Consider the following 20,820-nt stretch of genomic DNA (forward strand, 5'->3'; position numbering starts at 1 on the left):
CGCACGGAAACAACTGCTCACGATTGCAGCATCGCCGGTTCATTGCCGGCGCGTTAAATGAGGTGGTTTGCCGGCATCGTGCCGGCAGCGATCCGACGGAGAGATGAAATGAATCGCTTGGCGCTTGCCGCGCTGATGATGGCCGGCCTGGTGCTGGCCGGCTGCCAGTCCAGCCTGTCCGGTGACACCTATTCGCGCGATCAGGCGCGGCGCGAAATGTCGGTACGCATGGGTACGGTAGAAGCCGTGCGCGCGGTCACCATCGAAGGCACCAAGTCACACGTCGGCACCGCCAGCGGTGCCGCCATCGGCGGTCTGGCCGGTGGACGCGGTTCGACCGCAGGCGCCATCGCCGGCGCAGTGGTCGGCGGCGTCGCCGGTGCATTGATCGAGGAAGGCGCGACCCGCCGATCCGGTCAGGAAATCACGATACGTCTGGACAGCGGCAACGTGATCGCCGTGGTGCAGGAAGGCGACGAGAAGTTCAACCCGGGCGACCGCGTGAAACTGGTCGGCTCCAGCGGCAATACGCGGGTCAGCCGTTACTGATGCCGGTCTGCGTGTGCGGCAGCGGCCGCGCGGCGGACGCCTGCTGCGCGCGCTTCCATGCCGGCGAACCGGCACCGACACCGGAGGCGCTGATGCGCTCGCGCTACAGCGCCTTCGTACTCGATCTGCGCGAGTACCTGCTGGCCACCTGGCACCCGACGACGCGCCCCGCTGCGTTGCCGCCGCCCGAGCCTGGCCTGAAATGGCTCGGGCTGGAGGTGAAGCGTAGCGCGCTGCAGGACGCCGATCGCGGCACGGTCGAATTCGTCGCCCGCAGCAAGCTGGGCGGACGGGCGCACCGCCTGCACGAAAACAGCCGTTTCGTGCGGGAGAACGGCCGCTGGTACTACGTCGATGGAGATTTCGCGCGCTGAGCGCAACGGACGGGCGGAGATTCCATATTCAGGGGTCAGCGCTGCCGTCCTGCTGAAAACCCGACGATCCTGCGCACCTGGGGGAGCGGCCTTCCGACCGCAACTGCGCCTGTCATCGCGGCAACACACGTTCATGCGCACTGTCGCGGTCGGAAGACCGCTCTACAGGGCTCACTGAGCAGAAGACCGCCCGAAACGGCTCAGTAATCGTCGTCGTTCGCGACCTCGTCCTCTTCATCTTCCTCGTACTCGTCGTCCGCCTCTTCGGCGACGCGGGCTTCGAGGAAGGCCTTGAAATCGTCCGGGTCACAGAACTCGTCGATGAAATCGGCGAGTACGCTGACCACCATGTCGGGGTCCCAGTCGCACTGGTCGGCGGCGTCGTGGATCAGCTTTTCGGTGCTCATTGTCTTTCTCCCGAAGGAACACTGACGAGGGTGAGAACGGCTTTTGCAGCCTAGCACAGCCTCATTGCTTCGCCACCGTATCGGCGTTCTGGCCGAACAGCAGCTTGCGCGACTGCTCGTCCACGACCGGCTTGTCGCTGACCTGGGCGCCGCGCTCGTAGGCGCGCACGGTGGCGGTGCGGGCACGTATCGATTCGAACCAGCGCTTCAGGTGCGGAAAATCGTCCAGATCCATCTGCTGGCGCTTGTGCGGCACCACCCACGGGTAGCTCGCCATGTCGGCGATCGTGTAGTCGTCGCCAGCGATGAAGGCGCGGTCCGCCAGATGCTTGTTCAGCACGCCATACAGTCGGCCGGTTTCGTCGACATAGCGCTTGATCGCGTAGGCGATCGCCTCCGGCGCGTACTGGACGAAATGGTGATTCTGCCCGGCCATCGGCCCGAGGCCGCCGACCTGCCAGAACAGCCATTCGAGCGCCTGCACCCGGGCACGCAGTTCGGCCGGCAGGAACTTGCCCGTCTTTTCCGCGAGATACAGCAGGATGGCGCCGGACTCGAACACCGACAGCGGCGCCCCGCCGTCGGTCGGTGCGTGATCGACGATGGCGGGCATGCGGTTGTTCGGCGAGATGGCCAGGAATTCGGGGCGGAACTGCTCGCCGGCACCGATATTGACCGGCACGATGCGGTGCTCGACGTTCGCTTCTTCGAGGAACATCAATACCTTGTAACCGTTCGGTGTCGGCCAGAAATGAAGATCGATCACGATGCGCTGCCTCGGAATGAATGCCGTCGCGTCCAGCCTACCCTGCCGCCGCGGTTTCTGTCTGCCCGAGCTGTAAGCCGCCGTGTCGGATGGCGCACCGCCGCCACGTACAATGTCGCTTTCTCGCAACTGCCTCGCCCATGCTCCAGCACGCCATCATCCCGGTCACCCCGTTCGCCCAGAACTGCACCCTGCTGTGGTGCGACGAAACGATGAAGGGCGCCGTCGTCGACCCGGGCGGCGATCTCGACCGCGTGCTGGCCGAGGTGAAGCGCCACGGCATCACGCTGGAAAAGATCCTGATCACCCACGGCCACCTCGATCACGCCGGCGCGACACAGGACCTGGCGGAACAGTTCGATCTGCCGATCGAAGGCCCGCATCCGGACGACAAGTTCTGGATAGACGGCTTCCCGGTGCAGGCGCAGATGTTCGGCTTTCCGCCCTGTCGCCCCTTCGTGCCGACCCGCTGGCTGGCCGACGGCGACACCGTGACCGTGGGCAAGGTGACGCTGGACGTGGTGCACTGCCCCGGCCACACGCCGGGCCACGTGGTGTTCGTCGACCGCGCCGGCCGTCTGGCCCAGGTCGGCGACGTGCTGTTCGCCGGCTCGATCGGCCGCACCGATTTTCCGCGCGGCAACCACGGCGACCTGATCCGTTCCATCCGCGAAAAACTGTTCCCGCTCGGTGACGACATCCGCTTCATCCCCGGCCACGGCCCGATGTCCACCTTCGGCGAGGAACGCAAGTACAACCCCTACGTGGGCGGAAACCACTGATATGCAACTCGAACGCATCCTGCAGAGCCAGGGCTTCGGCACCCGTCGCGAATGCCGCGCGCTGGTGCGCCTCGAACGCGTCACCGTCGGTGGTGAAATGATCGACGACCCCTTCGTCGAACTCGATCCAGAGGGCCTGGAATTCACCGTGAACGGCCAGCCCTGGCGCTATCACGAAAAGGCCTACGTGATGCTGCACAAGCCGGCCGGCTACGAATGCTCGCAGAAGCCCAAGCACCACCCGGCGGTGTTCACGCTGCTGCCGTCGCCACTGGTGATGCGCGCAGTGCAGTGCGTCGGCCGGCTCGACGAGGACACCACCGGCCTCTTGCTGCTGACCGACGACGGCCAGTTCATTCACAGGCTCACCTCGCCCAAGCACGGCGTGCTGAAGCGCTATGTCGCGACCACCAAGCACCCGGTCGACGACGGCCAGCTCGCCGCACTGCGCGGTGGCGTCGAACTGAACGACGCGCCCGGCGTATCGGTGGCCGCGCACGCGGTCGAACAGATCGCTGCGAACCAGCTGTCGATCACGATAGGCGAAGGCAAGTACCACCAAGTCAAGCGCATGGTGGCCGCCGCCGGCAACCGCTGCGAGACGCTGCACCGCGTCGCGGTCGGCCGTCTGGAACTGCCGGCCGATCTGGCGCCGGGCGAGTGGCGCTGGATCGACCCGTCGGAGGTGTAAGCGCATGGCCATCCAGACCGATTCCCTGCCCAGCGGTCCGCGCATCGTGTCGGCAGCACCCGCCGGCCCGCAGGAAGACGCACTGGAGCGCGCGCTGCGGCCGAAGCGACTCGACGAATACATCGGCCAGCAGAAGATCCGCGACCAGCTCGACATTTTCGTCGCCGCCGCCCGCGGTCGCAGCGAGCCGCTGGACCACGTGCTGCTGTTCGGCCCGCCGGGCCTGGGCAAGACCACGCTGGCCCACATCGTTGCCGCGGAAATGGGCGTCAATCTGCGCCAGACCTCGGGCCCGGTGCTGGAGCGCGCCGGCGATCTGGCGGCGATACTGAGCAACCTCGAACCGAACGACGTGCTGTTCATCGACGAGATCCACCGCCTTAGCCCGGTGGTGGAGGAAATCCTCTACCCGGCGCTGGAGGATTTCCAGATCGACATCATGATCGGCGAAGGCCCGGCGGCGCGCTCGATCAAGCTCGACCTGCCGCCGTTCACACTGGTCGGCGCCACCACGCGCGCCGGCATGCTCACCAATCCGCTGCGCGACCGTTTCGGCATCGTCGCCCGGCTGGAATTCTATTCGGCCGACGAGCTGGCTCTCATCGTGCGCCGCTCGGCGCGCCTGCTCGACTGCGCGATCGACGACGCCGGCAGTCTGGAAATCGCGCGCCGCTCGCGCGGCACGCCGCGCATCGCCAACCGCCTGCTGCGCCGCTGTCGCGACTACGCGCAGGTGAAAGCCGACGGCACCATCACGCGCGAAGTGGCCGATGCCGCACTGCTCATGCTGGACGTGGACAGCGTCGGACTGGACCTGATGGACCGCAAGCTGCTCGAAGCGGTGATCGACAAGTTCGACGGCGGCCCGGTCGGCGTGGACAACCTCGCCGCCGCCATCGGCGAATCGCGCGACACCATCGAGGACGTGCTGGAGCCCTACCTGATCCAGCAGGGCTATCTGCAGCGCACGCCACGCGGCCGCATCGCCACCGCGGCCATCTATCGCCATTTCGGGTTCAACGCACCCGGCCCCGCGGTCGCCTCGCTGTGGGACGAACGACCGGAGGGCTGACCGCCGATCAGCGCTCGCCGTCGGTCGTGCGGCGGCGCATTTCGTCGAGCGCGGAATCGAAGCGCGCGTCGCCGGCGCGGATGTTCTCGATGTAGACCTCCCACGCCTCGACGCCCTGGCGGGCGGCGATCAGTTCGCCCGGCCGCAGCGCGAACGCGCGGTCCTCGTCGCGGGTGCGCAGCTTGGGCGGCGTGAACAGCACCAGCATTTCGCCGCGCGCGAAGACGTCCTTCGCCAGCGCGACACGGCGCGACGCCGCCGCCGGGCCGATCGAACCGTTGGGCGTGGTGACCCGGCCAGTCAGTGAATCGACGCCGGTGTAGAGCGCCGGATCGCGCGGGTTCTGGCCGGCCTCGATCAGATCGTCGATCTGCGCCATCACCTCCTCGCGCCGCTGCGGTTCTTCGAGCAGCAGCGGGAACACCGCGGCGTTGAGACGTTTCGCGTAATCCTCGAAATTGAGCTTCACCCGCATCGCCACCGCCTCGTCCGACACGTTGCGGCCCAACGCGTCGAAGGCCTGGACGGCGCGCCCCACCTCCTCGATGGCCACTCTGGCCAGCAGCGCGGCGCGCGCGTGGTGATGGTGACGCAGCAGCAGCGGCACTTCGTGCAGCAGCTGGCGTGCGTTGTCGATGGCCACGTCGCGGATGGTGCGCAGCAGACGGGAACTGAGGGGGATGGTGGCGAAGGATGCGGACGACACGTCTTTGCTCCGGTTACGCAGATGGACATACCGGCTTGTGGCCGGCGGTCGCAGATCAGCATACCCAGCACGCTTCGACGCGTCCAGATGCCGGCACGCCTGTGCGGACTGTGTCAGCCGGCGAGCGCGCGCTCGATGAAATGGCGTGGCACGCGCGTCTTCGGCACGCGACCGCCGAACCAGGCGCGCACGTCCTCGTCCAGGCCGATGCCGTGCATGTAGTTGTACAGCGCCTTGTTCAGCGCCGCGCCCATCGCGTCATGGTCGGTGCCGACCGGGTCGATGAAGCCAACGTCGTTCTTCGCAAAGGTGACCGGCGGCAGCGGCAGCAGCTGTACGCCGTAGTCCTCCGGGTGCATGCCGACCGGCGAATGCACGGTACAGGCGAAGCGGTGGAAGAAGCCGCTCTGGATGCAGCCGTGCTCGAACAGCTGGCGCACATACTCCAGCGCATCGACCGTGTCCTGCACCGTCTGCGTCGGGAAGCCGTACATCAGATAGGCGTGCACCAGAATGCCGGCGTCGGCGAAGCCGCGCGTGACGCGCGCGACCTGCTCGACCGACACGCCCTTCTTCATCAGCTGCAGCAGCCGGTCGCTCGCCACTTCCAGTCCGCCGGAAATGGCGATGCAGCCGCTGTCGGCCAGTTCCAGGCACAGCTCCGGCGTGAACGACTTCTCGAAGCGGATATTGCCCCACCATGAAATGCTCACGTCGCGCCGCTTCAGTTCGGCGGCGAAAGCGCGCAGCGACTTCGGCGGCGCCGCCTCGTCGACCAGGTGGAAACCGGTCTGCCCGGTCTCGGCGATGATGGCTTCGACGCGATCGACCAGCGTGCTTGCACTGGCCGCGTCGTAGCGCGAAATGTAGTCGAGGCTCACGTCGCAGAAGCTGCACTTCTTCCAGTAGCAGCCGTGCGCCACCGTGAGCTTGTTCCAGCGCCCGTCCGACCACAGCCGGTGCATCGGATTGAGCATGTCGAGCAGCGACAGGTAGCGGTCCAGCGGCAGACCGGCCCAGGTCGGCGTGCCGACCTCATCGAACGGAATGTCCGGCTCGACGAAGTTCACGTACTTCACTGCGCCGCCGCCCTCCTCCCTTTCACGCAGGAAGGTGCGCACCAGCCGTTGTCGCGAGCGGCCACCAGCGAGGTGGTCGAGCAGCGCCAGCAGCGGCCGCTCGCCGGCGTCCAGCGTCACGTAATCGAAGAAGTCGAACACGCGCGGCTCGCTCAACTCGCGCAGTTCGGTGTTGACGAAGCCGCCGCCGAGCACGGTGACGATGGACGGATCGACCGCCCGTATCGTCTGCGCGATGCGGAAGGCCGCGTACACCGCGCCGGGAAAGGGCACCGACAGCAGCACCACCCGCGGCGCGTGGCGCGCCAGCGCTTCGCGCGTCAGCCGGTCGAGCGCGCCGTCGACCAGTGTGGGCGTTGCAGCGAGCGCCTGCGCCAGCGGATCGAAGCTGGGCTGGCTCTGCGCCAGCGATTCGGCGTAGCGGACGAATTCGAAGCGCGGGTCGACGGCTTCGCGTATCGCATCGGCGACGTCGTTCAGGTAGAGCGTCGCGAAATGGCGTGCGCGGTCCTGCACGCCCAGCGCACCGAAGGCCCAGGCCAGCGGATCGCCGCCATCCGGGTCGATGTAGGCCTCCAGCGACTCGAAGCGCGGCCCTTCGGGCAGAAAACCGCGCGACACGATGCGGTGCGCCAGCGTCGGATCGCGCCCCTGCAGGAAGGCGAGCACCGGCGCCATGGTCGCCGCGTAGCGCGCATGCTGCGCCGCGAAACTGGCCGCGGCGCGCGGGCGCTTCTTCTGCGGCAGCGCCTCGCAGGCCTCGCGCAGCGCCACCAGACCGTCGCGCGACAGCAGGTCCAGCACCAGCGCCAGCGCCAGATCCTCCTGCACCGCATCGACGCCGCGCGAGCGCAGGAAACCGGTCAGGTAGGCGGTGGACGGATAGGGCGTGTTCAGCTGCGTCATCGGCGGAATGACGGACAGCACACGGGGCGACGGGGTCGAGGAGGCGGGCGCGCTCATGGTGGATACGGCGGTGCGACAAGCCGCGCAGCGTACCCGAAGGCGCGCCGATCCGCGCAATACCTCACGACTGACCGCTCGCGGCATCGGTGACCACGCCTGGTTCCCAAATATTTACTCGGCAATTCGCTGCACACCCCTACCATCACGGCGATACGAGCGCGAAGGTCCGTCGACGCCGTACCGAGGAGAGAGGCCACGATGCCCGAATCACCTACCCAAGCCGGGCCGCTGTCCGTCGCAGTGCTGATCGAGGCACTGGCGGCCGATGCCGGTGACCGCGCGGCGCTGATGCGCAGCGACGGCAGCAGCCTGTCGCGCGCCGAGCTCGCCCGACGCACCCGCCTGCTGGCGCGGCGGCTCCGCGCGCTCGCCATCGCGCCGACCGACCGGGTGGCGGTGCTCGCGCCCAATGGCATCGACATGGCGCTGGCCGTGCTGGGCACGATGCGCGTCGCCGCCTGCGCGCCACTCAATCCGCAGTACGGACCGGCCGAACTGGCCTTCTACCTCGACGACCTGGCCGCACGTGCGCTGGTCGTCACCGGCGACAGCCCGGCGCTGGCGCGCGAAATCGCGGCGCAGCGCGGTCTGCCGGTGATCGAGGCGGGCGAAGCGCTGTGGGCGACCGGCGACGCGCCGCTGCCGCCGACACCGGTGTCCGACGACATCGCGCTGGTGCTGCACACCTCGGGCACCACCTCGCGTCCGAAGCAGGTGCCGCTGAGCCACGCCAACCTCGCCGCGTCGATGGCCCACATCGTCGCCGCGCTACAACTCGGCGCTGACGACTGCGCACTGAACGCGATGCCGCTGTTCCACATCCACGGTCTGGTCGCCGGCCTGCTGGCGCCGCTGGCCGCCGGCGGCCGCACCATGTGCGCACCGGCACTGCGCCTGCCCGACTTCTTCGACTGGCTGGATGCCTGCGGCGCCACCTGGTATTCGGCGGTACCGACCATGCACCAGGCCCTGCTCGCCGCCGCCGACGGACGCCGGCCCCAACGCCCGCTGCGCTTCGTGCGCTCGTCGTCGGCGGCGCTGGCGCCGGCCACGCTGGCCGCACTCGAAGCGCACTTCGGCTGTCCGGTGATCGAAGCCTACGGCATGACCGAGGCGGCGCACCAGATGGCCAGCAACCCGCTGCCGCCGGCCGTGCGCAAGCCCGGTTCGGTCGGTCTGCCGGCCGGCCCGGAAATCGCTGTTATCGACGCCGCCGGTGCGCTGCTGGCCACTGGCACGCGCGGCGAGATCGCCATCCGCGGCGCCAACGTGATGCGCGCCTACCACGCCAACCCGGAGGCCAACCGCAGCGCCTTCAGCCACGGCTGGTTCCGCACCGGCGACGAAGGCTATGTCGACGTCGATGGCTATCTGCACATCACCGGACGGCTGAAGGAAATGATCAACCGCGGCGGCGAGAAGATCACGCCGCGCGAAATCGACGAGGCGCTGCTCGCTCACCCCGACGTCGCCCAGGCAGTCGCCTTCGCGGTGCCGCACCCGACGCTGGGCGAGGACGTCGCCGCCGCCGTCGTGCCGCGGCCGGGCAGCACCATCGGTCCGGAGGCCCTGCGCGCATTCCTGTTCGACCGGCTGGCCGACTTCAAGGTACCGAGCGAGGTGCTGCTGCTGGCCGAAATTCCGAAGGGACCGACCGGCAAGGTGCAGCGCATCGGTCTGGCCGAAAGACTGCAGGCGCTGCGCACGCCGGACTTCGTCGCGCCGCGCGACGTGGTCGAGGACATCCTCGTCCAGTGCTGGCAGGAAGTGCTGGGCGGCGACATCGGCGTGCACGACAACTTCTTCGCGCTCGGCGGCGACTCGCTGAAAGCCACCCGCGTGGTCGCCCGCATCGTGTCGGTACTGCCGGTCGATCTGCCGACTGCGCTGCTGTTCCGCCACCCGACAGTCGCCACCCTCGCCGACGCGGTACGGCAGACACTGGACCCGTCGGTGATCGCCGAAATCGAATGCATCCTCGACGAACTGGCGCCGCTGCCCGCAGCCGGCGACGAACAGGATGCGCGCCCCGTCTGATCGGAAGCGCCGGACCGACGCGGTGCTCGACCGCCTGGCCGCGCTCGCGCCGGCGCATCGCGATGCCCTGCGCGACGCGTTACAAGCGCGCCGCGTGCGCGGTCACGACGCGGTCGCGCAGGCGCTGGCCGCACTCGGCATCACCCATCTGTACGCAATGCCCGGCCTGCCGATCGACGAGACGATCGGCGCCTGCGCACGCGCTGGCCTGACCGTCACCGGCGCCCGACACCAGCAGGCGACGGTGATGATGGCCGCCGCCCACAACTACATCACCGGCCGCCTCGCCGCAGTGGCCATGGTATCCAGCGGCGTCGCCGTGACCAATGCGATGACCGGCGTGCAGGTCGCCCAGGACAATGGCTGGCCGGTGCTGCTGCTCGCCGGTGCGGTCGAGCAGGCCGCCGCCGGCATGGGCGCCTTCACCGAACTGGACGGCATGCGCGTGATGCGTCCGCTGGCCAAGGACTGTCTGTGCGCCGGCAGCACCGCCGACATCGGCCGCACATTGGCCGCCGCCGCCCGCATCGCCTGCGACGGACGCCCGGGCGCCGTCCATGTCGACCTGCCGGAAGACAGCCTGAGCGGCTTCGCCGTCGCTGCACCTGCGGACATCGGCGCACCACCCGCCGACACGACACCGGACACCGCTGCCCTCGATCGCACCGCCGACCTGCTGCTCGGCGCACGCGTGCCGCTGCTGGTGTTCGGCAAGGGCGTGCGCTGGGACGACGCCTACCGTCCGCTGCGCGCGCTGGTCGACCATCTGCAACTGCCCTTCATCGCCTCGCCGATGGGCCGCGGTCTGCTGCCGGACGATCACCCGCTGTCGCGCACCGCCGAACAGGGCCGCGCACTGGCCGCCGCCGACTGCGTGCTGCTGGTCGGCGCGCGGCTGAACTGGACCTTCCGCTACGGCGCGGAAATCCGCCCCGGCACCCCCATCGTTCAGATCGACTGCTGCGACGCCGCCTTCGCCGAGGGCCCGCCGCGCGCGCTGACGCTGGCCGGTCGCGCCGGCACGCTGCTGCCGGCCCTGCTCGAGCGGATCCGGCAGCTCCGGCCCCTTCCTGCGCCGGTGCCGGACAGCACGGGCGGCGTCATCGCAGCGCCATCCGCCGCAGCCGCCGACCGGCCGACACCGGACGAGGTCGCGGCGGCACTGGCCGCCACACTGCCTGCCGACGCAATCACCGTGCTCGACGGCAACGTGACGCTGCTGGCGGCACAGAAACACATCCTTGCCCGCGAGCCGCTGTCGCGACTGACGCCGGGCACCAGTGGCTGCATGGGCAGCGGCCTGCCGTTCGCGATCGCCGCTGCACGCGCCGGCAGGGGCAAGCCGGTCGTGCTGGTCACCGGCGACATGGCGCTGGGTCTCAATTTCTTCGAACTCGAAACAGCGGTGCGGCACGGCCTCAAGCTCGTCGTCATACTGCTGAACAACGACGGCCCGTCCGGCGAACGCCGTCAGCGCAAGGCCTTTCCGGCCGGCGATGGCGAACGCCTGCTGGCCTACCGTGAAGGCCTGCGCTACGACCTGATGGCACAGCAGCTCGGCGTGCGCATCGAACAGGCGGACACTCCGGCAACGCTGCCGGCAGCACTCGCGCGGGCACTGGGCGGTGACGGGCCGGCGTTGATACAACTACAGGTCGATCCGCTGGCAAGCTGATCGCGAGGGGGAGCGCATGAGGATGCGTCGTGGGTGATATCGGCAGACAGGACGCCCTGACCGGCGGACCGGTCGCGCGCAGCGGGCGGCTGGACAGCGCGCGCTTCGAAGCCTTGCGTGCGCGCATGCAGGCGGCCTCGGCGACGCCGTCGCAGTTGCGTGCGCATCCGCGCGCGGCCGACGGTGAGCCCTGTTCCTGCGAACAGGCGCGCGCCTGGTTCCTCGAACAGTGGGAAGGGTCGAGCGCGCTCTACCACGTGGTGAGCCGCTGGCGGCTCGACGGCACGCTCGACGAAGCAGCGCTGCAACAGGCGCTCGACGCGCTGGTGGCGCGGCACGAATCGCTGCGCACCGGCTTCCCCGCCGTCGACGGCGAACCGGTGCAGCGCATCGCCGCGCACGCGCACTGTCCGCTCGAACGGATCGCCGCCGCCGAGGCCGACGCGCACGCGCAGCGCCCCTTCGATCTGGAACAGCCGCCGCTGCTGCGCGCCGCGCTGTGGCGCGCGAATGACGGCGCGCAGCGGCTGCAGCTGGTAACCCATCACATCGTGTCCGACGGCTGGTCGCAAGGCGTGCTGCAGCGCGAGCTGGGTGCGCTGTACGCGGCCGCATTGCGCGGCGACGATGCCGCACTGCCGCCGCTGCCGCTGCAGTACGCCGATTTCGCGCACTGGCAGCGCGCGCGCCTGCACGGCAGCGCGTACGACGCGCTGCTCGGCTACTGGCGCGACACGCTGGCCGGACTGCCGCAGCTTGCGCTGCCGACCGACCGCCCGCGCCCGGCGCAGCCGGACTACCGCGGCGCCACGCTGGATTTCCGTCTCGACGCCGCACTCACCGGCAAGGTGCGCGCACTGTCCCGCCGCCACGGCTGCTCGCTCTACATGGTGCTGCTGGCCGCCTTCAAATTGCTGCTGGCGCGCTGGAGCGGACAGAACGACGTCGTCGTCGGCACCCCGGTGGCCGGTCGCGGCCAGCCCGAACTCGACCACCTGATTGGCTTCTTCGCCAATACGCTGGTGCTGCGCAGCCGGCTCGACCTGCAGGCCGGCGTCGCCGATCTGCTCGACCGCGTGCGCACCAGCGCGCTCGGCGCCTTCGACCACGCGGCGATGCCGTTCGAGAAGCTGGTCGAGGAACTGAAGCCGCCGCGCGACCCGGGCCGCAATCCGCTGTTCCAGGTCATGTTCGCGCTGCGCAACGCACCGCGGTCGGATCTGCAACTGCCCGGCGTCGCCGCGCAGCCGCAGGCACTGCGCAGCGACATCGCCAAGTTCGACCTGACGCTGGAACTGAGCGAACGCGACGACTGCATCGATGCGCAGATCGAGTACGCCTGTGCGCTGTTCGACGCGACTACCGCGGTGCGCATGGCGGACCACTATCGCCGCCTGCTCGAAGGCATGGTGACCGACGACGGTCTGCCGGCAGGGCGGCTGCCGATGTACGCCGATGGCGAGGCCGGCGTCGTCGACGTCCCGGCGGACGCGACGCTGGCATCGATGTTCGCGCAGCAGGTCGCACGCTCGCCGGACGCCCCCGCGCTGGCCTGCGGCGACCGGGTGCTCAGCTACGCCGCGCTGAATGCGCATGCCAACCGCCTCGCCCACCGGCTGCGCGCACTCGGTGTAGGGCCGGATCGCTGCGTCGCGGTCTGCATGACGCGCAGCTTCGAACTGGTGATCGCGCTGGTCGCCATCCAGAAGGCGGGCGGTGCCTACCTGCCGATCGATCCGGACTATCCGGACGCGCGCATCGACTACATGCTCGACGACACCGAGGCGCCGGTGCTGCTGACCCAGCGTACGCTGGGCGCACGCTTCGCCGCGCGCGCTGCGACGGTGATCTGTCTCGACGCCGACGACTGCGCCGACATGCCGGCGCACGACCTGGCGCCGTCGGCCGGGCCGCGCGACCTCGCCTATGTCATCTACACCTCGGGTTCGACCGGCCAGCCCAAGGGCGTGATGATCGAGCACGCCGCCATCTGCAATCACATGCACTGGATGCTCGCCACCTTCGGCTTCGACGCATCCGACCGCGTGCTGCAGAAGACCGGCATCTCGGCCGACGCCTCGGTGTGGGAGCTGCTCGCGCCGCTGTTCTGCGGCGCCTGCATGGTGCTGGCCGAGCCGGGCAGCCAGCGTGATCCGTCGTCGCTGGTGCGACAGATGCAGGCACAGCGCATCACCGTAATGCAGGTGGTGCCGTCGCTGCTGCGCGCACTGCTGACCGAGCCCGGCTTCGCCGCCTGTACGGCGCTGCGGCAGATGTTCTGCGGCGGCGAGGCGCTGGAAGCGCCGGTGGTCGCCGCCTTCTTCGCGCGCAGCACGGCGCGTCTGCACAACCTGTACGGCCCGACAGAGGCGGCGATCGACGCCACCTGGTGGACCTGTGATGGCGCGCCCGGCGCGCAGGTGCCGATCGGCCGGCCGATCAGCAACATGCAGGCTTACGTACTGGACGAAGCGATGCAGCCCGTGCCGGCCGGCGTCGCCGGCGAACTGTATCTGGGCGGCATCGGTCTCGCGCGCGCCTACCTGGGCAAGCCGGCGCTGACCGCCGAACGCTTCGTCACCGATCCCTTCGACCCGCGCGGCGGTGCACGCCTCTACCGCACCGGCGACAGCGTCATCCGGCGCGCCGACGGCGCACTGGTGTTCGTCGGCCGCGTCGATCACCAGATCAAGCTGCGCGGCTTCCGCATCGAGCCGGGCGAGATCGAAGCCGCGCTGTGCGCCGACGCGACCGTCGAGCAGGCGGTCGTCGTCGCGCGCGAGGAGCGTCTGGTCGCCTACGTGACCGGCGCCGGACACCGGCCGGACGCCGCCGCGCTGCGTCAGCGGCTGCAGCGCTCGCTGCCGGCGCATCTGGTGCCGGCCGCCATCGTCGTGCTCGACGCGTTGCCGCTGACTCCGCACGGCAAGCTCGACCGCAGCGCACTGCCTCAGCCCGACTCCGCCGCAGTCGGTGACGACTCGCCGCGCACGCCGCTCGAATGCGAACTGGCGGCGCTGTGGGCCGAGGTACTGGGCCTTCCGGCAGTCGGCGCGCGCGACAGCTTCTTCGACCTGGGCGGCCACTCGCTGCTCGCCGCGCGACTGGCGACGCGGCTGCGCGCCCGCTTCGGCATCGACGTGCCGCTCGGCGCCTTGCTCGACGCACCGAGCGTGCAGGCGATGGCGCGCTGGCTGGACGGCCGGACCGCGGTGACCGCGAACGACACGGCGACACTGCACGCGCTGTTCGAAGTGCAGGCCGCGCGCACACCGGACGCCGTGGCGCTGGTGCACGCGGGACGCACGCTGCGTTACGGCGAACTGAATGCGCGCGCCAACCGCATCGCGCACGCCTTGCGCCGCCGCGGTGTCGGCGCCGACACGCCGGTCGGCGTGCAGCTCGAACTGTCCTGCGACCTGGTGGCCGCGGTGCTCGGCGTATTGAAGGCGGGCGGCGCCTACCTGCCACTGGACACGCGCAACCCACCGGCGCGCACGCTGTGGATGCTGGCCGACGCCGGGGCGACGCTGCTGCTCACCACGCGCACCGCGGCATTGTCGGAAGCCCCGGGCGTCACCACGCTCCAGCTCGAGGACGAAGACTGGCTGCGTGACGAGCCAATCCATGACCCTGAGCACGACCCTGAGCACAACCCTGAGCACGACGGCACGGCCGACACCCTGGCCTATGTGCTTTACACCTCCGGCTCGACCGGCACGCCCAAGGGCGTCATGGTCGGTCACGCGGCGATCGGCAACCGCATGCGCTGGCTGGTCGGGCAGTTCGGCATCGGCGCTGGCGACGCCATGCTGGCGCATGCCTCGATCGGCTTCGACGTGTCGGTCGGCCAGCTGTTCGCCTGTCTGATCGCTGGCGGCCGCTGCGTGCTGGCTGGTGACGCGCTGCGCAGCGATGCCGCCGCACTGATCGAACTGAGCCGTCATGAGCGCGTGACGCTGTGGGATTTCACGCCGGCGCTGCTGCGCCTGCTACTCGACGAACCGGCGCTGCCGGAATGCCGCGCGCTGCGCCACGTGTTCTGCGGCGGCGAGGCGATGGACGCCGCGCTGGCGCGCACCTTCCGCGCCCGCTGCGGCGCCGCACTTCACAATATGTATGGCCCGACCGAGGCGGCCATCGACGCCACCTTCTGGACCTGCACCGACAGCGACGGCGACGGTCCACCGCCGATCGGCCACCCGATCGCCAACGCGAGCGTCTGGGTGCTCGATGAGCGGATGCAGCCGCTGCCGATAGGCGTCGAAGGCGAGCTCTACATCGGCGGCGCCGGCCTGGCCCGCGGCTACATCGGCCGCCCCGAACTGACGGCCGAACGCTTCCTGCCGCACCCTTTCGACCCGACGCCCGGTGCGCGCCTGTACCGCACCGGCGACCGTGTGCGCCGGCGCGCCGACGGCGCGCTGATGTTCGCCGGGCGTGCCGATCACCAGATCAAGCTGAATGGCGTGCGCATCGAACCAGGCGAGATCGAGGCCGCGCTGACGGCCCTGCCCGGCGTGCGTCAGGCCGCGGTCATGGCACAGGCCGATGGCCAGCGTCTGGTCGCCTGGGCCGGCGGCCGTGATCTGGATGCCGCCGCACTGCGCACCGGACTCGCGCGCACGCTGCCCGCCCACATGCTGCCGAGCGCCATCGTCGTCCTCGAACAGCTGCCGCTGACCGCCAACGGCAAGATCGATCGCAAGGCGCTGCCGTCAGCGCCGGGCGACGACACACCCGATGCTCACACCGGCCCGCGCACACCGCTGCAGCAGACGCTGGCCGAGCTGTGGGCGGACGCGCTGGGCCGGCGCAGCGTGGGTATCGACGACGACTTCTTCGCGCTCGGCGGCCACTCGCTGCTGGCGGCGCGTCTGGTCAGCCGGCTACGCAAGCTGCTCGACCAGCCGCTGCCGCTGCGCGCGCTGTTCGAGGCACCCACCGTGGCGGCGATGGCCGCCCGTCTCGAAGCGCTGCGTGACGACGCTTCGCCCGCACACCTGATCATGCAGCCGTCGACCGGCGCGCTCGAGACGGCCTGCGCCCATGCGCAGGCGGGCCTCTGGTTCATCGAACGGATGGGCGCCAGCGGCGGGCTGTATCACATCGTCAACCGCTGGCGCATCGCCGGCGCACTCGACCTCGATGCGCTGCAGCGGGCGCTCGACGCGCTGCTTGCCCGACAATCGGCGCTGCGCACCGGCTTCGTCGAACGCGAGGGCCGACCGCATCTGCACATCGACGCCGCCGCGCGCTGCGTGGTCGAGCGGATCGCCGCGGCGGACGCCGACGCGCACGCCGAGCGCCCCTTCGACCTGGCGCAGCCGCCGCTGCTGCGCGTGGCGCTGTGGCGCGACGACGAAGGTGCCGAGGTGCTGCAGACGGTCATCCATCACATCATTTCCGACGGCTGGTCGCAGGCGGTGCTGAACCGCGAACTGGGTGCGCTGTACGCCGCAGCGCGCCACGGCGGTCACGCCACGCTGCCTGCGCTGCCGCTGCAGTACGCCGACTACGCACGCTGGCAACGCGCGCTGCTGGACGGCCCGGCCGGCGAGCGCCTGCTCGGCTACTGGCGCCGGCAGCTGGACGGCCTGGGCGCGCTCGAACTGCCGACCGACCGGCCGCGACCGAAGCACGCGGATCACCGCGGCGGCAGCGTCGACTTCGCACTCGACGCGTCACTCACTGCCGCCCTGCGCGCGCTCGCGCGTCGCACCGGCTGCACGCTCTACATGGTGCTGCTGGCCGCCTTCCAGCTGCTGCTCGCGCGCTGGGGCGGGCAGGACGACATCGCCGTCGGCACACCGGTGGCCGGCCGTGCCCAGCCCGAGCTGGACCACCTGATCGGTTTCTTCACCGACACTCTGGTGCTGCGCACCCGCATCGATGTCGACGCCGACGTGCGCGCACTGCTGGAGCAGGTCAGAGCGACCTCGCTTGGCGCCTTCGAGCACGCCGAACTGCCCTTCGACCGTCTGGTCGAGGCGCTGCGGCCGCAGCGCGAAGGCGGCCGCAATCCACTGTTCCAGGTCATGTTCGTGCTGCAGAACGCGCCGGCCGAAACGCTGACGCTGACCGGCGCCTCGACCCATGCGCTGCCGGCGGCACGGCCGGTGGCGAAGTTCGACCTGACGCTGGACCTGACCGAAACCGCTGACGGTCTCGCCGCGCAGTTCGCCTACGCCACGGCGCTGTTCGATCGCGGCACGCTGGAGCGCATGGCCGGTCATTACCGCCAGCTGCTCGCCGCCATGGTGGCCGACGAAGGCAGCGCCGTCGGCAGCCTGCTGCTGCTGACGCCGGCCGAACGCCAGCGCCTGCTGATCGACCGTAACGACACCGTCTCCGACTACCCGGCGGAGGCCACGCTGGCGTCGCTGTTCGAAGCCCGCGTCAGGCAGGCGCCGGACGCCCCGGCGCTGATCAGTGGCGAACAGGTGCTGAGCTACGGCGAACTGAACGCGCGCGCCAACCGGCTCGCCCACCGGCTGCGCGCGCTCGGCGTCGGGCCGGATTGCTGCGTCGGCCTGTGCATAGCGCGCAGCGTCGAGCTGGTGGTCGGCGCGCTGGCCATCGTCAAGGCCGGCGGCGCCTACGTGCCGCTGGATCCGGCCTGGCCGGCGGCGCGCATCGCCCGACTGCTGGGCGACACACGGTCCGCGTGGGTGGTCGCCGGGCACGAGGGCGACACGCCCCTCGATGGCCTGGCGGTGCAGGTGCTGCACGCCGATGACGCGACATTGCAGGCCGAACCGGCCTCCGATCCGCCGCCGCTGGGCAACAGTCGCAGCCTGGCCTACGTCATCTACACCTCAGGTTCGACGGGCCAGCCCAAGGGCGTCATGGTCGAACAGCGCAGCATCGCGCGGCTGGTGTTCGGTTGCGACTACGCGCACTTCGGCCCGGACGAAACCTTCCTGCTGCTGGCGCCGATGGCCTTCGATGCATCGACCTTCGAACTGTGGGGTGCGCTGCTGCACGGCGCACGCTGCGTCATCCATCCGGAGGCAGCAGCGACCGCCGCCGGTCTCGAAGCGACGATCGAACGGCACGGCGTCAGCACGCTGTGGCTCACCGCGGCGCTGTTCAACGCGGTGATCGACGAACGGCCGACGGCGCTGCGTGGACTGCGCCAGTTGCTGACCGGCGGCGAGGCGCTGTCGCTGCCGCACGTGAAGCGCGCGCTGGCGGCCCTGCCGGGCGTCGCGCTGATCAACGGCTACGGGCCGACCGAAAGCACCACCTTCACCTGCTGCCAGCGCATTCCGAACCCGCTGCCAGAAGACTGGGCCGCCATTCCGATCGGCCGGCCGATCGCCAACACCACGGTCTACATCCTCGACGCGCGGGGCCAGCCGGTACCGGACGGCGTCGAAGGTGAGCTGTACATCGGCGGCGCCGGTCTCGCCCGCGGCTACATCGGCGCGCCCACGCTGACCGCCGAGCGTTTCGTCGCGCCCGCCTTCGCGGATTGCCCGGACGCACGCCTGTACCGCACTGGCGACCGCGTGCGCTGGCGCCACGACGGAAGCATCGCCTTCGTCGGCCGCAACGACCAGCAGATCAAGCTGCGCGGCTTCCGCATCGAACCGGGCGAGATCGAAGCCGCGCTCGCTGCGCTGCCCGGCGTGAATCAGGCCGCCGTCATGTTGCGCACCGCAGCCGACGGCGAGCGCCGCCTGTTCGCCTGGGCGAGCGGAGAGCGCTTGGACGGCGCTGCGCTGCGCGCACAGCTCGCGCAGACGCTGCCGGAATTCATGCTGCCCTCCGCCGTGATCGCGCTCGAACGCATGCCGGTGACCGCCAACGGCAAGCTCGATCGCGCCGCACTGCCAGCGCCCGACGCGGTCCATGCGCCACGCACGAGGCGAGCGCCCACCGATGCGGCCGAGCGCCACCTGCTGGCGATCTGGGAGTCACTGTTCGGGCGCGACGGGCTGTCCACCGACGACGACTTCTTCGCCATCGGCGGTCATTCGCTGCTCGCCGTGCGTCTGGTCGACGCGATCGAGCGCACCTTTGGCGTACGCCTGCCGCTGGACACCTTCTGGTTCCGCGGCAACACCATCCGCGACATCGCCGGCCTGCTGCGCGGCGCCGGCGCACCGCTGCGCTGGCCGGTGCTGGTGCCGATCCGGCCCGGCGGCACGCGCCGTCCGCTGTTCTGCGTGCACACGATAGGCGGCAACCTGTTCCACTACTACGAACTGGCGAAGGCGCTGCCGGAAGGACAACCGGTCATGGGACTGAACGCGGTCGGCGTCGGCGGCGCCGAGCCGGCGCGCAGCCGCATCGCCGACATCGCCGCCGACTGCGTCAGTGCGATGCGCAGCGCGCAGCCGGCGGGGCCTTACCGCCTGCTCGGCTTCTCCAGCGGCGGCACCGTCGCCTACGAGATGGCGCAGCAACTGCGTGCAGCCGGCGAGCAGGTCGACTTCCTCGGCCTGCTCGACACCTGGGCGCCGGGCACCTACCAGCGCGCACCGGACGGGAGTCTGTTCGATCGCCTCATCGCGCCGGTGCGCCCCTACACCGACCGGCGACGCCTGCAGCACCTCGTCTGTTCGCTCACTGGTCTGTCGCCGCGCCGTTTCCCGGACGCCGCGTCGGCGCACTGGTGGGCGCACTGGAGCTACCGCCCGGCCACCTATCCCGGCCGCGTCGACCTGTACGTCGCCGACGCGTCACGGCTGGAGGCGAGCGCGCCCTGTCTCGGCTGGTCGAGCCGGGTCACCGGGCCGCTGGTACAGCACCCGGTGGAAGGCAGTCACGGTCTGATGGTGAAGCCGCCGCGCGTGCACGAAATCGCGCAGATGCTGCGGCAGCGACTGGATGAGCTCGATGCCGCCACTGACTGACGGTACACCCGCGCTGGCGGTCGACGAGGTCCATCTGTGGCTGGCGCGGGTGGACGACGCGCCGCCGACCGACACGCTCGCCACCTGGCTCGACGATGCCGAACGCGTCCGCCTTGCCCGCTTGCAGCGCGAAGAGGACCGCGCACTGTTCGCACTCGCACACGCGTCGCTGCGCGACGTGCTGGCGCGCAGCCTTGGCATCGCCGCGCGCAGCGTGCAGATCGACTGCGACGCGCACGGCAAGCCCCGTCTCGCCGCCGTCCACGCCAGCGATCTCTGCTTCAACCTGGCGCACGCCGGCCGGGCGGTACTGATAGGCATCGCCCGCGGCCGCGAACTCGGCGTAGACATCGAAGCCGTGATCGCGCACGACGACCTGCGCGCGGTGGCGGAACAGGTGTACTCGGCGGACGAGAGAGCGGCGCTCGACCTCTGCCCGGCAGCAGCGCGCACCGATCTGTTCTACACGCTGTGGACGCGCAAGGAAGCCTGCCTGAAAGCCTGGGGCTGCGGCCTCGACGGCCCGCTGCAGCAGTTCAGCGTGCACGCCGCCGCGTACGACGACGTCGCCGCTCCGGCCGGCAGTGCCTTACCGCCACTGCACTGCCGCGACCTGCCGGCGCCGCCGGGTCATGTCGCGGCGATCGCCGTCAGCGGAGGACCAACGACGGCGGTGTGCAGGCGCTGGCACGCTTAGGCGCCGTTGCCTTCTTGCGCCCCTGGGCGTGGCTTCGCTGCGGGCAGGAATCGCGAGCAAGCTCGCTCCCACGACAGGCTCGCTTTCCGAACCCGAGGGTGTGGGAGATTCTATGTTCCGGCGCAAGCGTTTTCGTGCTGTCTCGGGACATAGTC

The 20,820-nt window shown here is 70.1% G+C and carries 13 protein-coding genes; 9 read left to right on the forward strand and 4 right to left on the reverse strand.

Annotated features, from left to right (window positions below):
* The first annotated feature begins 108 nt into the window (after positions 1 to 108).
* Both IV112_RS18300 and IV112_RS18305 read left to right on the forward strand, forming a co-directional pair.
* The gene (locus IV112_RS18300) at positions 109 to 549 is read left to right on the forward strand and encodes a hypothetical protein (protein WP_019915641.1); all 441 of its coding nucleotides are present in this window, start codon (positions 109 to 111) and stop codon (positions 547 to 549) included.
* Entirely contained in the window at positions 549 to 923 is a 375-nt protein-coding gene (locus IV112_RS18305; protein ID WP_304005920.1) for a YchJ family protein, read from the forward strand. The genes IV112_RS18300 and IV112_RS18305 overlap by 1 nt, the downstream gene beginning before the upstream one ends.
* Positions 924 to 1,123: 200 nt before the next feature.
* Here IV112_RS18305 and IV112_RS18310 read toward each other — a convergent pair whose 3' ends face one another.
* Together IV112_RS18310 and IV112_RS18315 are read right to left on the reverse strand one after the other, a co-directional pair.
* Positions 1,124 to 1,330, reverse strand: a complete 207-nt coding sequence (locus IV112_RS18310; RefSeq protein WP_019915645.1) for a hypothetical protein — start codon at positions 1,328 to 1,330, stop codon at positions 1,124 to 1,126.
* 61 nt (positions 1,331 to 1,391) lie between these two features.
* Positions 1,392 to 2,096: a glutathione binding-like protein gene (locus tag IV112_RS18315; protein ID WP_304005922.1), complete on the reverse strand. Its 705-nt coding sequence runs from the start codon at positions 2,094 to 2,096 to the stop codon at positions 1,392 to 1,394.
* A gap of 140 nt (positions 2,097 to 2,236) precedes the next feature.
* Between IV112_RS18315 and IV112_RS18320 the strand changes: the two genes are divergently transcribed.
* The 3 genes from IV112_RS18320 to ruvB are packed head-to-tail and all read left to right on the forward strand — an operon-like array spanning position 2,237 to position 4,641.
* A complete protein-coding gene (locus tag IV112_RS18320; RefSeq protein WP_304005924.1) occupies positions 2,237 to 2,878 on the forward strand; it encodes an MBL fold metallo-hydrolase in 642 nt (213 codons plus the stop codon).
* A 1-nt stretch (position 2,879) separates the two neighbouring features.
* On the forward strand, positions 2,880 to 3,569 hold the full coding sequence (locus tag IV112_RS18325; RefSeq protein WP_304005926.1) for a pseudouridine synthase: 690 nt from the start codon (positions 2,880 to 2,882) through the stop codon (positions 3,567 to 3,569).
* A gap of 4 nt (positions 3,570 to 3,573) precedes the next feature.
* Positions 3,574 to 4,641, forward strand: coding sequence for a Holliday junction branch migration DNA helicase RuvB (ruvB, locus tag IV112_RS18330; protein ID WP_304005928.1), 1,068 nt, complete (start codon positions 3,574 to 3,576; stop codon positions 4,639 to 4,641).
* A 7-nt stretch (positions 4,642 to 4,648) separates the two neighbouring features.
* Here ruvB and IV112_RS18335 read toward each other — a convergent pair whose 3' ends face one another.
* Together IV112_RS18335 and IV112_RS18340 are read right to left on the reverse strand one after the other, a co-directional pair.
* Positions 4,649 to 5,347 (reverse strand): AbiV family abortive infection protein, encoded by a 699-nt coding sequence (locus IV112_RS18335; protein ID WP_304005930.1) that lies wholly within the window; start codon positions 5,345 to 5,347, stop codon positions 4,649 to 4,651.
* Between the two features lie 113 nt (positions 5,348 to 5,460).
* The gene (locus IV112_RS18340; protein WP_438362259.1) at positions 5,461 to 7,353 is read right to left on the reverse strand and encodes a B12-binding domain-containing radical SAM protein; all 1,893 of its coding nucleotides are present in this window, start codon (positions 7,351 to 7,353) and stop codon (positions 5,461 to 5,463) included.
* 237 nt (positions 7,354 to 7,590) lie between these two features.
* Here IV112_RS18340 and IV112_RS18345 point away from each other — a divergent pair, with 237 nt between their 5' ends.
* From IV112_RS18345 to IV112_RS18360, 4 genes are read left to right on the forward strand one after another with little or no spacing between them, the layout of a single operon-like run.
* Positions 7,591 to 9,429 carry a non-ribosomal peptide synthetase gene (locus IV112_RS18345; RefSeq protein ID WP_304005934.1) on the forward strand — a complete coding sequence of 613 codons (1,839 nt, stop codon included), beginning with the start codon at positions 7,591 to 7,593 and terminating at the stop codon, positions 9,427 to 9,429.
* On the forward strand, positions 9,413 to 11,104 hold the full coding sequence (locus IV112_RS18350; RefSeq protein WP_304005936.1) for a thiamine pyrophosphate-binding protein: 1,692 nt from the start codon (positions 9,413 to 9,415) through the stop codon (positions 11,102 to 11,104). The genes IV112_RS18345 and IV112_RS18350 overlap by 17 nt, the downstream gene beginning before the upstream one ends.
* Positions 11,105 to 11,133: 29 nt before the next feature.
* A complete protein-coding gene (locus tag IV112_RS18355; RefSeq protein ID WP_304005938.1) occupies positions 11,134 to 19,968 on the forward strand; it encodes a non-ribosomal peptide synthetase in 8,835 nt (2,944 codons plus the stop codon).
* Positions 19,952 to 20,665 (forward strand): 4'-phosphopantetheinyl transferase family protein, encoded by a 714-nt coding sequence (locus IV112_RS18360; protein ID WP_304005940.1) that lies wholly within the window; start codon positions 19,952 to 19,954, stop codon positions 20,663 to 20,665. The genes IV112_RS18355 and IV112_RS18360 overlap by 17 nt, the downstream gene beginning before the upstream one ends.
* Positions 20,666 to 20,820 lie beyond the last annotated feature (155 nt).

The sequence above is a fragment of the Methyloversatilis discipulorum genome (assembly GCF_018780585.1).
Classification (GTDB): domain Bacteria; phylum Pseudomonadota; class Gammaproteobacteria; order Burkholderiales; family Rhodocyclaceae; genus Methyloversatilis; species Methyloversatilis discipulorum_B.